The organism is Acidovorax sp. M14, from assembly GCF_049331375.1.
In the GTDB taxonomy this organism is placed as follows: Bacteria; Pseudomonadota; Gammaproteobacteria; order Burkholderiales; family Burkholderiaceae_C; genus Acidovorax.
This window is the reverse complement of record NZ_CP186263.1, coordinates 2849414-2862643: the sequence shown is the minus strand read 5'-3', so window position 1 is coordinate 2862643 and position 13230 is coordinate 2849414. Positions and strand designations below refer to the sequence as shown.

The window sequence follows — 13230 nt, the reverse complement described above, 5'->3', positions numbered from 1 at the left end:
GCTGCGAGAGCGGGGGGAAGCGGCGAAGCCGCTCAGGGGGGTGTTCTTCATCATGGCATTTCCTGCGCATCTTTGGCGCGCGTGCCGTCCACATGGTCGGTGCCGGCCATGCCGCGCGATGCCAGGAGCACCACGAGGAAGAGGGCGGTCATGGCAAAGCCGATGACGATGGCCGTCAGGGTGAGCGCCTGGGGCATGGGGTCGGCATAGTGGGCCAGGTCTTGCGGCACCCCGGGCTGCAGCACGGGCTCCTTGTCAATCGCGAGGCCCAGGCGGCCCATGCTGAAGATGAACAGGTTGACGGCATACGACAGCAGCGACAGGCCCATGATGACCTGGAAGGTTCGCGGCCGCAGCAGCAGCCACACGCCGGAGCCGGTGAGCACGCCGATGGCCAGGGCCAGTATCAGTTCCATGGGCCTTCTCCCGGTGTGGCGGCGGCCTGGGCTTCTTCGGCCGCGCGTGCGTTGTTGTAGCGGTGGCTGCGCACCGACTGGTGGGCAATGCCGGTGAGGATGAGCATGGTGGAGCCCACCACCAGGGTGAACACGCCGATGTCGAAGAACAGCGCGCTGGCCACATGGATCTCACCCACCACGGGCAGCGAAAAATGCGCCGTGTGGCTGGTCAAAAACGGATAGCCCCAGGCCAGTGCGCCCAGGCCCGTGGCCAGTGCGGCGAGCAGGCCCACGCCAATCCAGCGCCTTGGGTACAGCGGCAGGTGGGCCTCGACCCACGAGGTGCCCGACACGATGTACTGCAGCAGCAGGGCCACCGAGAACACCAGCCCCGCCACAAAGCCGCCGCCGGGCTCGTTGTGGCCGCGCATGAACAGGTAGACCGCCACCAGCGTGGCAAACGGCAGCATCAGCCGCACCAGCACGGCGGGCACCATGAGGTAGCCCACGGCGGTGTCGGCGGTCTGGCGTGGGTTGGCCAAGTCGGTATCCACATCGGCGGGCAGTGCGCGTTGCTGGGGCGGCAGATCCATCACCTCACGCGCAGGGCGAAAGCGCCGCAGCAGCGCATACACCGTGAGGGCTACGATGCCGAGCACCACGATCTCGCCAAAGGTGTCAAAGCCCCGGAAATCCACCAGCATGACGTTGACCACGTTGGTGCCGCCCCCTTCGGTAAGCGCACGCTCCAGGAAGAAGGTGGAGGTGCTGTCGGGGAAGGGGCGGCTCATCATCGCGAACGACAGCAGGGCCATGCCACCCCCTGCGGCCAACGTCAACGCCATGTCGCGGTAGCGGCGCAGCTGGGTGCGGCGCTCTTCGGCCAGCGTGGGCACGCGCAGGCTCTCGTCGCGCCGCGGCAGCCAGCGCAGGCCCAGCAGAATGAGGATGGTGGTCACCACCTCCACCACGATCTGTGTGAGCGCCAGGTCGGGCGCCGAGAACCAAAGGAACGTGAGGCACACGCACAGCCCGGAGCCACCCAGCAGCGTCAGTGCCGCCAGGCGGTGGTACTTGGCCTGCCAGGCTGCCGCCACGGCGCACACCGCACCCAGCAGCCACAGCAGCGCAAAGGCAGGCGACAGCGGCAACTGCACCCGGTCGCCAATCGGCAGGCCCCGCGCCCACAGGGGCAGGGTACCCGCCACCAGTGCGGCGCACACCAGCCACAGCATCTGCCACTGCAGGCGACCGGTGCCCAGCAGGCGGCGGCCATTGCGGCCCATCAGGCTGAGCAGGGCCAGCGTGGCCTCAAACGCCCGCTGGCCGCTGATGCGGCGCATGACCGGAGGGGCATCGATGGCGCCCTTTTCGCGCTGCCAGCGCAGCAGGGCGTAGAGCGCAATGCCCCCGCCCAAAGCGACCAGGCTCATCACAAACGGGGTGTTGAACCCATGCCAGACCGCCAGGCTATAAGTGGGCAGCTCGCCCCCCACCACGGGCCGTGCGGCGGCGGCCAAGTAGGCTCCCACCGACCATGCAGGCAGCGTGCCCACCACCAAGCAGGCCAGCACCAGCAGTTCGACCGGCACGCGCATCCAGTGCGGGGGCTCGTGGGGATGACGCGGCAGGTCCGTAGCGGGCGGGCCGAAGAACACATCCACCGTGAAGCGCAGCGAATACGCCACGCTGAACATGCCGGCCACCGTGGCGGCCACCGGCAGCAGCCATTCGAGCAACGGTGTGGTATTCACGTACACCGTCTCGGCAAAGAACATTTCCTTGGACAGGAAGCCGTTGAGCAGCGGCACGCCCGCCATGGCCGCACTGGCCACCATGGCCAGGGTGGCGGTGATCGGCATCATGGTGCGCAGGCCCGACAGGCGGCGTATGTCACGCGTGCCGCTTTCATGGTCCACGATGCCCACTGCCATGAACAGCGAGGCCTTGAAGGTCGCGTGGTTCATGATGTGGAACACAGCGGCCACGGCCGCCAGCGGGCTGTTCAGGCCCAGCAGCAGGGTGATGAGACCCAGGTGCGAGATGGTCGAGTACGCCAGCAGCCCTTTCAGGTCGTTCTGGAACATGGCCGCATAGCCACCCACCAGCAGCGTGGTCAGGCCCGCGCCGCCCACCAGCCAGAACCACTGCTCGGTGCCCGCCAGCGCCGGCCACAGGCGTGCCAGCAAAAACACGCCCGCCTTGACCATGGTGGCCGAGTGCAGGTACGCCGACACGGGCGTGGGCGCGGCCATGGCGTTGGGCAGCCAGAAGTGGAACGGGAACTGCGCGCTTTTGGTCAGCGCGCCCAGCAGAATGAGGACGAGTGCTGTGGTGTAGAGCGGGTGGTTCTGGATGAGCTGCCTCGCCACCAGCACATGGTCCAGGTCGTAGCTGCCCACGATGTGGCCCAGCACCAGCATGCCCGCCAGCATGGCCAGCCCCCCCGTGCCCGTCACCGTCAGCGCCATGCGTGCGCCGCGCCGCGCGTCCTTGCGGTGATGCCAGTAGCCGATCAGCAGGAAGGAGAACAGGCTGGTCAGCTCCCAGAAGAACGCGATCTGGATGATGTTGCCCGACAGCACTACGCCCGCCATCGCGCCCATGAAGGCCAGAAAAAACGAGAAGAAGCGCGGCACTGGGTCTGCGGGCGACATGTAGTAGCGCGCGTACAGCACCACCAGGCTGCCCACGCCCAGCACCAGCATGCAGAACATCCACGCAAAGCCATCCATGCGGATCACGAGGTTCAGGCCCAGTGCGGGCAGCCAGGTCAGCTCTTGCCGGATCACGCCGCCGTCTGCAATCTCGGGGAAGTACAGCGCCGCCTGGGCTGTGCAGAACACGGCGATAAGTCCCGCCAGGGTGGACTCGGTATTGCGGGCGTTGGACGGCAGAACCGCTGCCAGCAGGCTGCCGATGAAGGGGAGAAGGATGAGGGTGATCAGGGGCATGCGCGATTGATTTTAGGGGCAGCCCCTAAAAACCCTGCCCGACCCTCGCTGTTGGGTATGCCATGCCGCAAAAAAACAAGCCCGCTGGAGCGGGCTTGCTGCTTGTGAAGCGTGCTTAGTTTTTGCTAGCGCCTGTTGCTAGGGCGGGCGCTGCCGCTGTCGGTGCCGCAGTGGCTGTTGCAGGTGGTGTTGCTGGCGTGGTTGCCGTTGCGGCGTCCTTGTCAGCGCCGCCACGGGCTTTGCGGTCTGCTGTGTGGGAGCTGTTGTGCTTTTTGTTGTTTTTGGCTTCTGCCTTGGCAGCTGCCGCCGCGCTGTACTTCTTGCCGTTGACGGTCAGGCCCTCTTTGGAGAAGTTGACGGCACTCTTGTTGCCCACGCCGCCCACACGGCCGATGAAGTCGGCCCAGTCCTTGAACGGAGCGTTCTGCCGCTCCTGCAAGATGCGCCCCGACAAGCCGGGGCCGATGCCCTTGATGCCGTCGAGTTCAGCCTCGGTAGCGGTGTTCACGTCCACGGCGGCCCAGGCGGCGGTAGCGAGCAGGGTGGCAACCAGCAGGGTTAGCAGTTTTTTCAGCATGGCGAGGAGCTTAGGGTGTTGAGGATGAAGGCTCTTAGAGTTCTTCGACCCGGCGCGCCGGGTAGCTGTCCCAGGTCTGGCAGCCGGGGCATTGCCAGAAATGCTGGCGCGCTTCAAAACCGCAGGCCGCGCAGCGATAGCGGGTGAGGGGTTTGACGGCATGGTCCAGCGCACGTTGAACCTGGGGGTGGAATTCTTCGTGTTCCAGCTTTTCGGTGGCCAGCCATTTGGCGGCGGCGACCAGAGAGCGTTCCTTGTCCAGGTGCTCCACATAGCGCTGGCGGGCAGACGAGCGGGTGGCTTCGTCGGCGGCTTCCATGGCCACGATGCTTTCCAGCACGTCCAGCGAAGGCGCTTGCGCATAGTGTGCCTGCAGCAGGGCGTGGACTTCGGGGGTGCGGCCGATGGCTGTTGCGGCTTCGACCATCAGCGGGGCGGCCAGGGGCAGCGCAGCGGGGTTGCGCTCGCCCAGCGACTTGAGCGTGGACAGCACGGCAGCCGGCTGACCCATCAGGCGCTGCAGGCGAGCCAGTTCGATGCGTGCGCGCGCTGCCTCGGGGGCGGCAGCCACGGCTTGGTCCAGCAGGGCCTGGGCGCCGGGCAGGTCGCCCTGCGCGATCAGCGCCAAGGCCTGCTCGCACAGGTAGTGGGCCTGCCGCGTGCTGAAGTCGCCCTGGTCGGCGGCGTGCATCTTGCGGGCGATGCTGGCGGCATGGGGCCAGTCGCGCGAGCGTTCGTAAATGGCCAGTAGCGCCAGGCGGGCCTGGGCCTCGAATGGGGTGCCCTCCAGGCGCTGCAGCGCGTCTTCGGCGCGGTCAAGCAGTCCGGCCTTCAGGAAGTCGAGGGCCAGCGCATGCTGGGCACGCTCGCGGTCGGTGCGGGAAAGGTCGCCGCGCGAGAGCAGATGCTCATGCACCCGCACGGCGCGGTCGTACTCGCCCCGGCGGCGAAACAAATTACCCAGGGCGAAGTGCAGCTCTGAGGTGTCGGGGTCGTTCTGCACGGCCTCGATGAAGGCGTCGATGGCTTGGTCCTGCTGCTCGTTGAGCAGGAAGTTCAGGCCCTTGAAGTACGCCTTTGGGGCGCGGCGGTTTTCGGCGCGCAGCTGGCGCAGGTCAAACCGCGACGCCAGCCAGCCCAGCACAAAGGCCAGGGGTAAGCCCAGCAGTATCCAGCTCAGGTCAAATTCCATGGATCGAGGGCAGGTCAGGAGGTGGTGGGGGCACTGCTGGGGTGGGGCTGGTGGCGGGGGGCGCTGTGGGCGCAGGTGCCACAACGACAGCGGCTTGGGCGCGGCGTGCGGCGTTACGGTGGCGCCACCAGCGCGGCACCATGCCCAAGGCCCCAACGACCAGGCCTGCGGCGAACGCGGTCAGCACCACCAGTACCAGCGGCGCGCGCCATTGCGTGCCAAAGAAGAAATGCACGGTCGCGTCCTGCTGGTTGTTCAGCGCGAAGGCGAAGAGCGTAAAAAAAATGGCTGCCTTGAGCAGCCACAGGAGGTATTTCATCGGTCTCCCCAGTGGTGGGGCGATTCTAAGAGCTTGGCGCAGTGGGCCTGCGCATTGCTGCACGGAGGCCAATACAAGCCAAAACGGCAGCAGGCGCTAGTGAGTCATGCGCTTGCTGCTATCAATTTGGTATCAGTTGCCCAGGGTGCCTGTGGCAGGCGGGGCCTTTTCTTCCATTTCGGCCGTGCGTTTGTCCACGGCTTCGCGCAGGGCCTTGCCTGGCTTGAAATGGGGCACACGCTTTTCGGGAATGGCCACAGCCTCGCCACTGCGTGGATTGCGGCCCATGCGGGGAGGGCGGTGGTTGACCGAGAAGCTGCCAAAACCCCGGATCTCGATGCGGTGCCCGCGCACCAGGGCCTCGCCCACGGCGTCCAGAATGGTCTTGACGGCGTATTCGGCATCCCGGTGGGTGAGCTGGCCGAAACGGGCGGCCAGTTCTTCGACGAGGTCTGAGCGGGTCATGGAATCTTGGGACATGGGCAGTCAGTCTTGGCTGAAAAAAGAGCGGGCGCCGAGGCGCCCGCTGTCTGACCGTTTAACGGGTCAGCGCTTTACTTTTCCGAGTTGTCCAGCTTGGCGCGCAGCAGGGCGCCCAGGCTGGTCGTGCCGGCGCTTTCGCGGCTCGATTGCTGGCTCAGGTTGGCCATGGCGCCTTGTTCGTCAGCCATGTCCTTCTGCTTGATCGACAGCTGGATGTTGCGGGTCTTGCGATCCACGTTCACCACCACGGCCGTGACTTCGTCACCTTCCTTCAGCACGTTGCGGGCATCTTCCACGCGGTCACGGGAGATTTCCGAAGCGCGCAGGTAGCCCACGATGTCTTCGCCGAGGTCGATTTCAGCGCCACGGGCGTCCACGGTCTTGACCTTGCCGGTCACCGTCTGGCCCTTGTCGTTCACGGTCACGAAGGTCGTGAATGGGTCGCCGTCGAGCTGCTTGATGCCCAGCGAGATGCGTTCGCGGTCCACGTCCACGGCCAGCACGATCGCTTCGACTTCCTGGCCCTTCTTGTAGTTGCGAACAGCGGCTTCGCCGGGTTCGTTCCACGACAGGTCGGACAGGTGCACCAGGCCGTCGATGCCGGCAGCCAGGCCCACGAACACGCCGAAGTCGGTGATCGACTTGATCGGACCCTTCACGCGGTCGCCGCGCTTCGTGTCCTGTGCGAATTCTTGCCATGGGTTGGCCTTGCACTGCTTCATGCCCAGGCTGATGCGGCGCTTGTCTTCGTCGATTTCCAGAACCATGACTTCGACTTCGTCGCCCAGCGAAACCAGCTTGGCGGGAGCGATGTTCTTGTTGGTCCAGTCCATTTCAGACACGTGCACCAGGCCTTCGATGCCGGGTTCGAGTTCGACGAACGCGCCGTAGTCGGCAATGTTCGTGATCTTGCCGAACAGGCGGGTGCCTTGGGGGTAGCGGCGGTTCACGCCCATCCATGGGTCGTCGCCCATTTGCTTCAGACCCAGGGACACGCGGTTCTTTTCGGTGTCGAACTTCAGGATCTTGGCCGTGATTTCCTGACCAGCGGTCACCACTTCGGAGGGGTGACGCACGCGGCGCCATGCCATGTCGGTGATGTGCAGCAGGCCATCGATGCCGCCCAGGTCCACGAACGCACCGTATTCGGTGATGTTCTTGACCACGCCCTGAACGATGGAGCCTTCCTTCAGGGTTTCCATCAGCTTGGCGCGCTCTTCGCCCATGGAGGCTTCCACCACAGCGCGGCGGCTCAGCACCACGTTGTTGCGCTTGCGGTCCAGCTTGATGACCTTGAATTCCATGGTCTTGTTTTCGTACGGCGTCAGATCCTTGATCGGACGGGTATCGATCAGCGAGCCGGGCAGGAATGCGCGGATGCCGTTGACCAGGACAGTCAGGCCGCCCTTGACCTTGCCGGACGTGGTGCCGGTGACGAATTCGCCGGATTCCAGGGCCTTTTCCAGGCTCATCCAGGAAGCCAGACGCTTGGCGGTGTCGCGCGACAGGATGGTGTCGCCGTAGCCGTTTTCGATGGAGCCAATGGCCACAGACACGAAGTCACCCACTTGGACTTCGACTTCGCCCTTGTCGTTCTTGAACTCTTCCAGCGGCACGTAGGCTTCGGACTTGAGGCCAGCGTTCACGACCACGAAGTTGTGCTCGACGCGCACGACTTCAGCGGTGATGACTTCGCCTGGGCGCATTTCCGTGCGCTGCAAGGATTCTTCAAAAAGGGCGGCAAAAGATTCGGACATGTGTTTCCTTGCCACAAACAGGATTCCGGTAGCACCATTGCTACCGTTTTTATAGCTGCTTGCGGTGGTTTTTTGCGGCAGAGCCGCGGGTTAGGTTGTCGATCCACACAACCTGTGCGCTGACGCGCGAGAGGGGCTGCGTGGGCCTGTGGCAAGGCCTTTCGGCACTGCCTGGAGCCCGAGGGCTCCACGTTGTCAGCGCTGCGCAGAAGCTGCGAAGGGCTGACGCTCCTGCCACCAGGCCAATACCTGTTCGACGGCTTGTTCAATCGTCAAATCGGAGTTGTCCAGGACCAGAGCGTCTTGCGCGGGCTTGAGGGGCGCAACGCTGCGGGAGCTGTCCCGGGCGTCGCGCGCTTCCAGATCCGCGCGAAGATCTTCGATACTAGCCGAAAAACCCTTAGAAATCAACTGCTTATAACGACGCTCTGCGCGGCAGGCGGCGCTGGCCGTGAGATACACCTTCAAGGGGGCCTTGGGGAAGATCACGGTGCCCATGTCGCGCCCGTCGGCCACCAGTCCCGGCAGGCGCTGGAAGCTGTGCTGCAGGTCCACCAGCGCCGTGCGCACGGCGGGCAGGGCGGACACACGCGAGGCGTTCATGCCGGCTTCTTCGGTGCGGATGGCTTCGGTCACATCGTCGTTGCCCAGCCACACCTTGCCGCCCTCAAACCGCACCGGCAGCGTCTGGGCCAGGGTGGCGATACGGGCTTCGTGGTCGGAATCGATGGTGAGACCCGCCCGCAACGCGGCCAGAGCGGTGATGCGGTACATCGCGCCGGAGTCGAGGAAGCGATAGCCCAGGCGCTGCGCCACCGCCGCCGCCACCGTGCCCTTGCCCGAGGCCGTGGGGCCGTCGATGCAGATGACCGGGATGTGGGCGGTCTCGACCAGAGCAACCGAGAACAGGGCCTCGAAGTAGTCCGGGAAGGTCTTGGCTACGCACTTGGGATCTTCGATGCGCACCGGCAGACGCGCCGGGTTGAACGCGGCCAGCGAGAAGCACATGGCCACGCGGTGGTCGTCGTAGGTGTGGATGCTGGCGGCTTTCCAGTCGGTGACCTGGCCCGGGGGCGTCACGCGGATGTAGTCCGCGCCTTCCTCCACCGTGGCGCCGAGCTTGCGCAGCTCGGTGGCCATGGCGGCGATGCGGTCTGTTTCCTTCACGCGCCAGCTGGCGATGTTGGTCAGCGTGGTCGTGCCCTCGGCATACAGGGCCATCACGGCCAGCGTCATGGCCGCATCAGGGATGTGGTTGCAGTCCAGGTCAATGGCCTTCAGGGGCCAGGCACCGCGCTCGATCTGCAGCCAGTTGGGGCCGCCCGTGACCACAGCACCCATGGCGCGCGCGGCTTCGACAAAACGGATGTCGCCCTGGATCGAATCCAGGCCCACACCCTGAATCTTGATGCCTTTTTGGCCGCTAGTGCTAGAGGTAATTGCGCCAAGTGCTATGAAATAGCTAGCGGATGAGGCGTCTGCCTCCACATGGATGCTGCCGGGTGACTGGTAGCGGCTGCCTGCCGGTATGGTGAAACGCTGCCAGTTCTGGTGCTCGACCACAATGCCAAAGCGTGCCAGCAGCTGCAGCGTGATGGCGATGTAGGGTTTGGAGATCAGCTCGCCCACCACCTCGATCACGATGGCCTGCGTGCCCGCCGCCAGCGGCAGCGCCATGAGCAGGGCAGTGAGGAACTGGCTGGACACATCGCCGCGCACGCGGATGGGCTCCGCTACCGCCAGCGGAGGCACGCCCTGACCATGGGCGATCTTGAGCGGCGGGTAGCCGTCGTTGCCCAGGTAGTCGATCTGGCAGCCCAATTGGCGCAGCGCATCGATGAGATCGCCAATGGGGCGCTCGTGCATGCGCGGCACGCCAGACAGCTCGAACTCGCCGCCTAGCAGCGCCAGCGCCGCCGTGAGTGGGCGCATGGCCGTGCCCGCATTGCCCAGGAACAGCTTGGCGGGGGATTGTGGCAGGCGGCCACCCAGGCCGGTGATGTGCACCGTGCTTCCCGCTTCATCCACCGTGCACCCGATCTGGCGCAGGGCGTCCAGCATCACGCGCGTGTCGTCGGACGCCAGCAGGTCGTGCACGGTGGTGGTGCCGTTGCTCAGCGCTGCCAGCAGCAGCACCCGGTTGGAGATGCTCTTGGAGCCTGGCAGGTGGACTTCGCCTGCAGCGGCTTGCAAAGGGGGGAGATCGAGGAATGCGGTGCTGTACATCAGTGTCTTTCGTCCATTGGTGCAAGCGCCCGTCATGACTGGCGCAGGCCCATCCCAGTGCACCCGTGGAACTGGCTTTGCCAGGCCACCGGGTGCGTCCCCCTTGGGGGAAGGCGCCGTAGGCGACTCAGGGGGTTATTTTCTCTTCGCGCCCATGCGCCAATGCGCACGGGTTTCGCTGGCCAAGGTCAGCATGTCTTCAAGCGCCTGGGCATTGCCTTTTTCCATGGCCTGCTCGATGTTGCGCAGGGCCTGCTGGAACAGCTTGGACTGGGCAATCAGCTCGTCGCGGTTGGACAGCAGGATGTCGCGCCACACCTTGGGGTCGCTGGCGGCAATGCGGGTGAAGTCGCGGAACCCGGGGCCTGCGAGGGACAGGAAGTCATCGCCGTGCGTCTGGCCCGTGATGCTGTTCATCATTGCGAACGCCAGCAAATGCGGCAGGTGGCTGACGGCGGCAAAGGCCGCGTCGTGCGACTCCGGCGACATGCTGGTCACGCGGCAGCCCAGCGCTGTCCAGATCTTTTCGGCGTCCTGCAGCTGGGCGGTGAGGGTGCGTTCGGTGGGAGTCAGGATCACCTGGCGCCCGCTGTAGAGGTCTGCCTCGGCGTGTTCCACGCCCGACACCTCGCGCCCCGTGATGGGGTGCGCGGGCACGAAGGAGCCCACTTGGTCGCGCAGCGAACGTTGTGCGGCCTGCACCACATCGGACTTGGTCGAACCCACATCCATGATCAGCATCTGGGGGGTGACAAGGTGCTTGATGGCCTTGAGGGTGGCTTCGGTAGCCGCCACGGGGACTGCCACCAGCACAATGTCTGCGCCTGCCACGGCCAGCAGGGCAGAGGGTGCCTCGACGTCGATCACGCCCAGCTGGCGGGCGCGGTCGGTGGTGGAGGGCGACTTGCTGTACCCCACCACGCGCTTGACCAACCCGGCCTTCTTCATGGCCAAGGCGAACGAGCCTCCCATGAGTCCGCAGCCGATCAGCCCCAATTGTTCGAACATGGCGACGGCTCCTTATGACGAGACAGGGTAGGTCCCCAGGACCTTGTAGAACGCGCACAGGCTGCGCAGTTCTTCCAGGGCCCGCGCGACATGCGGCTGGGCAGGATGGCCATCGAGGTCGATGTAGAAGTAGTACTCCCACTGGCCCGTGCGGGCAGGGCGCGACTCAAAGCGCGTCATGGACACACCGTGCGTCTTGAGCGGCACCAGCAGGTCGTGTACGGCGCCTGGCCGGTTGGGCACCGAGACCACGAGGCTGGTGCAGTCCTTGCCGGACGGAGGCGGTGTCTGCAGCGTGTGTGGCAGGCAGATGATGGCGAAACGCGTGCGGTTGTAGGCGTCGTCCTGAATGGCGTGGGATACGATGTGCAGGCCGAACTGGGTGGCCGCGCGCTCGCTGGAGAGGGCCGCCCAGGCAGGGTTGGTGGTAGCCAGCCGCGCGCCTTCGGCGTTGCTGGACACCGGGCGGCGCTCGGCGTGCGGCAGGTGCTTGGACAACCAGGCCTGGCATTGGGCCAGCGCCTGCGGATGGGCCAGCACCACCTCGATGCCGTCCAGCGAATTGCTGGTGCGCAGCAGGTTGTGGCGCACCAGCAGGCTGACCTCGCCGACCACATGCGTAGGTGTGTGCAGGAACAGGTCGAGCGAGCGGGTGACCACACCCTCGGTGGAGTTCTCCACGCCCACCACGCCGTACTGCGCGCTACCCGCTGCCGTGGCGTGGAACACCTCGTCAAAGTTGGCGCAGTACATCAGGTCGGCAGCACCGCCGAAGAATTCAATCGCGGCCTGTTCGCAGAATGTCCCCTCCGGGCCGAGCACCGCCACGCGCTGGGGCGATTCGAGCGCCAGGCAGGCGGACATGATTTCGCGCCAGATGGCAGCCACATGCGGGCCCTTGAGCGGGCCGGGATTGGCGTTGGTGATCTTCTCAATGACCTGTGCCACGCGGTCGGGGCGGAAGAAAGGCGTGCCTTCGCGCTTTTTGACCTCGCCCACCTGTTCGGCCACCAGCGCCCTCTGGTTCAGCAGCGTGAGCAGTTGCTGGTCGATGCTGTCGATTTGCACGCGCAGGCTGGCGAGGTCGGGTGAGGCTTGCGGATTGTTCATGGACGGTGGGGTGGCGGTGCGTGCTCGGGGAGCCGATTTCTGTTGCTGTCGTGTCGGGTGCGCGCTCAGGCGTGCTTTTGCTCAAATTCTCGCATGTAGTCCACCAGCGCCTGCACGCCCGCCAGCGGCATGGCGTTGTAGATGCTGGCGCGCATGCCACCCACGGACTTGTGGCCCTTGAGCTGCAGCAGACCGCGCTCCTTGGCGCCGGCCAGGAAGGCTTCGTTACGGCTTTCGTCACGCAGGAAGAACGGGATGTTCATGCGCGAGCGGCAGTTGGCCGCCACTTTGTTGACGTACAGCTGCGATTGGTCGATGGCGTTGTACAGCAGCGTCGCCTTGGCAATATTGCGCTGCTCCATGGCGGCCACGCCGGTCAGGCCACCTTCGGTCTGGCGCTTGAGCCACTGAAAGGTCAGCCCGGCGATGTAGATGCCCCAGGTGGGCGGCGTGTTGTACATGGACTGGTTGTCGGCCACGATTTTGTAGTCGAAGGCGCTGGGGCAGGCGGGGAGGGCATGGCCCAGCAGGTCTTCGCGCACGATCACCAGCGTGAGGCCAGCGGGCCCCAGGTTCTTTTGCGCGCCGCCAAAGGCCAAGCCCACGCGGCTCCAGTCCACAGGCCGCGAGGCCACATGCGACGAGAAATCGATCACCAGCGGCGCATCGCTGCCCAGCGCCTTGAGGTCGGGCAACTGGTGGAACTCCGTGCCGTGGATGGTTTCGTTGCTGCACAGGTGCAGGTAGCTAGCGCCCCGGCTTACCGTCCAGGAGGCTGGGTCCGGCACGGTGGTAAAGCCCGTGTCTTCGCCCGTGGCGACGATGTTGACTTCAGACGCGTATTTGCGTGCTTCCTTTTGCGATTTCTGGCTCCAGCTGCCGGTCACCACAAAATCGACCACGCCGGCGCGCGACAGGTTGAGGGGAACGATGGCGTTTTCGGCCAAGCCACCGCCTTGCATGAAGAGGATCTTGAAATGCGACGGCACAGCCAGCAGCTCGCGCAGGTCGGCTTCCGCCTTTTCGTAGATAGACAGAAACTCCTTGCCGCGATGGCTCATCTCCATCACGCCCATGCCACTACCGTGCCAGTCCAGCATCTCGGCGGCGGCTTGTTCCAGGACTTCGGAGGGGATGGCGGCGGGGCCAGCGGAGAAGTTGTAAGGACGTGTCATGTTCAGGGCTAAAAATGCATCAGGCGCTTAT

11 protein-coding genes are annotated in these 13230 nt (G+C 65.2%); all 11 read right to left on the bottom strand.

All coding sequences use genetic code 11. The features are described 5' to 3' along the window. Window positions 1–50: 50 nt before the first annotated feature. Window positions 51–416, bottom strand: a complete 366-nt coding sequence (locus ACOYR4_RS13295; protein ID WP_108625301.1) for a Na+/H+ antiporter subunit C — start codon at window positions 414–416, stop codon at window positions 51–53. Continuing rightward, a complete protein-coding gene (locus ACOYR4_RS13290) occupies window positions 407–3352 on the bottom strand; it encodes a monovalent cation/H+ antiporter subunit A (protein WP_422846934.1) in 2946 nt (981 codons plus the stop codon). Before ACOYR4_RS13290 ends, ACOYR4_RS13295 begins: the two co-directional genes overlap by 10 nt. A 115-nt stretch (window positions 3353–3467) precedes the next feature. After that, a complete protein-coding gene (locus ACOYR4_RS13285; protein ID WP_422846933.1) occupies window positions 3468–3929 on the bottom strand; it encodes a ComEA family DNA-binding protein in 462 nt (153 codons plus the stop codon). A 34-nt stretch (window positions 3930–3963) separates the two neighbouring features. Further along, entirely contained in the window at window positions 3964–5121 is a 1158-nt protein-coding gene (gene lapB, locus ACOYR4_RS13280) for a lipopolysaccharide assembly protein LapB (RefSeq protein WP_422846932.1), read from the bottom strand. Next, complete coding sequence (locus ACOYR4_RS13275) at window positions 5111–5440, bottom strand: LapA family protein (protein WP_422846931.1); 330 nt, start codon at window positions 5438–5440, stop codon at window positions 5111–5113. The genes lapB and ACOYR4_RS13275 overlap by 11 nt, the downstream gene beginning before the upstream one ends. 132 nt (window positions 5441–5572) lie before the next feature. Continuing rightward, a complete protein-coding gene (locus ACOYR4_RS13270; protein WP_192421921.1) occupies window positions 5573–5920 on the bottom strand; it encodes an integration host factor subunit beta in 348 nt (115 codons plus the stop codon). Between the two features lie 74 nt (window positions 5921–5994). Next, window positions 5995–7680 (bottom strand): 30S ribosomal protein S1, encoded by a 1686-nt coding sequence (gene rpsA, locus ACOYR4_RS13265; protein ID WP_056063647.1) that lies wholly within the window; start codon window positions 7678–7680, stop codon window positions 5995–5997. 195 nt (window positions 7681–7875) lie between these two features. Continuing rightward, on the bottom strand, window positions 7876–9906 hold the full coding sequence (locus tag ACOYR4_RS13260) for a bifunctional 3-phosphoshikimate 1-carboxyvinyltransferase/cytidylate kinase (protein WP_422846930.1): 2031 nt from the start codon (window positions 9904–9906) through the stop codon (window positions 7876–7878). A 135-nt stretch (window positions 9907–10041) separates the two neighbouring features. Continuing rightward, entirely contained in the window at window positions 10042–10914 is an 873-nt protein-coding gene (locus tag ACOYR4_RS13255) for a prephenate dehydrogenase (RefSeq protein ID WP_015014432.1), read from the bottom strand. Between the two features lie 12 nt (window positions 10915–10926). Further along, window positions 10927–12024, bottom strand: coding sequence for a prephenate dehydratase (gene pheA / locus ACOYR4_RS13250; protein ID WP_015014431.1), 1098 nt, complete (start codon window positions 12022–12024; stop codon window positions 10927–10929). A gap of 65 nt (window positions 12025–12089) precedes the next feature. Beyond that, window positions 12090–13199, bottom strand: a complete 1110-nt coding sequence (gene serC, locus ACOYR4_RS13245; RefSeq protein WP_422846929.1) for a 3-phosphoserine/phosphohydroxythreonine transaminase — start codon at window positions 13197–13199, stop codon at window positions 12090–12092. Window positions 13200–13230: the final 31 nt, after the last annotated feature.

What these genes read in the sequence shown, in the direction of transcription:
- ACOYR4_RS13295 (WP_108625301.1), bottom strand. Translation starts at nt 416, where the DNA reads ATGGAACTGATACTGGCCCTGGCCATCGGCGTGCTCACCGGCTCCGGC.
- ACOYR4_RS13290 (WP_422846934.1), bottom strand. Translation starts at nt 3,352, where the DNA reads ATGCCCCTGATCACCCTCATCCTTCTCCCCTTCATCGGCAGCCTGCTG.
- ACOYR4_RS13285 (WP_422846933.1), bottom strand. Translation starts at nt 3,929, where the DNA reads ATGCTGAAAAAACTGCTAACCCTGCTGGTTGCCACCCTGCTCGCTACC.
- lapB (WP_422846932.1), bottom strand. Translation starts at nt 5,121, where the DNA reads ATGGAATTTGACCTGAGCTGGATACTGCTGGGCTTACCCCTGGCCTTT.
- ACOYR4_RS13275 (WP_422846931.1), bottom strand. Translation starts at nt 5,440, where the DNA reads ATGAAATACCTCCTGTGGCTGCTCAAGGCAGCCATTTTTTTTACGCTC.
- ACOYR4_RS13270 (WP_192421921.1), bottom strand. Translation starts at nt 5,920, where the DNA reads ATGTCCCAAGATTCCATGACCCGCTCAGACCTCGTCGAAGAACTGGCC.
- rpsA (WP_056063647.1), bottom strand. Translation starts at nt 7,680, where the DNA reads ATGTCCGAATCTTTTGCCGCCCTTTTTGAAGAATCCTTGCAGCGCACG.
- ACOYR4_RS13260 (WP_422846930.1), bottom strand. Translation starts at nt 9,906, where the DNA reads ATGTACAGCACCGCATTCCTCGATCTCCCCCCTTTGCAAGCCGCTGCA.
- ACOYR4_RS13255 (WP_015014432.1), bottom strand. Translation starts at nt 10,914, where the DNA reads ATGTTCGAACAATTGGGGCTGATCGGCTGCGGACTCATGGGAGGCTCG.
- pheA (WP_015014431.1), bottom strand. Translation starts at nt 12,024, where the DNA reads ATGAACAATCCGCAAGCCTCACCCGACCTCGCCAGCCTGCGCGTGCAA.
- serC (WP_422846929.1), bottom strand. Translation starts at nt 13,199, where the DNA reads ATGACACGTCCTTACAACTTCTCCGCTGGCCCCGCCGCCATCCCCTCC.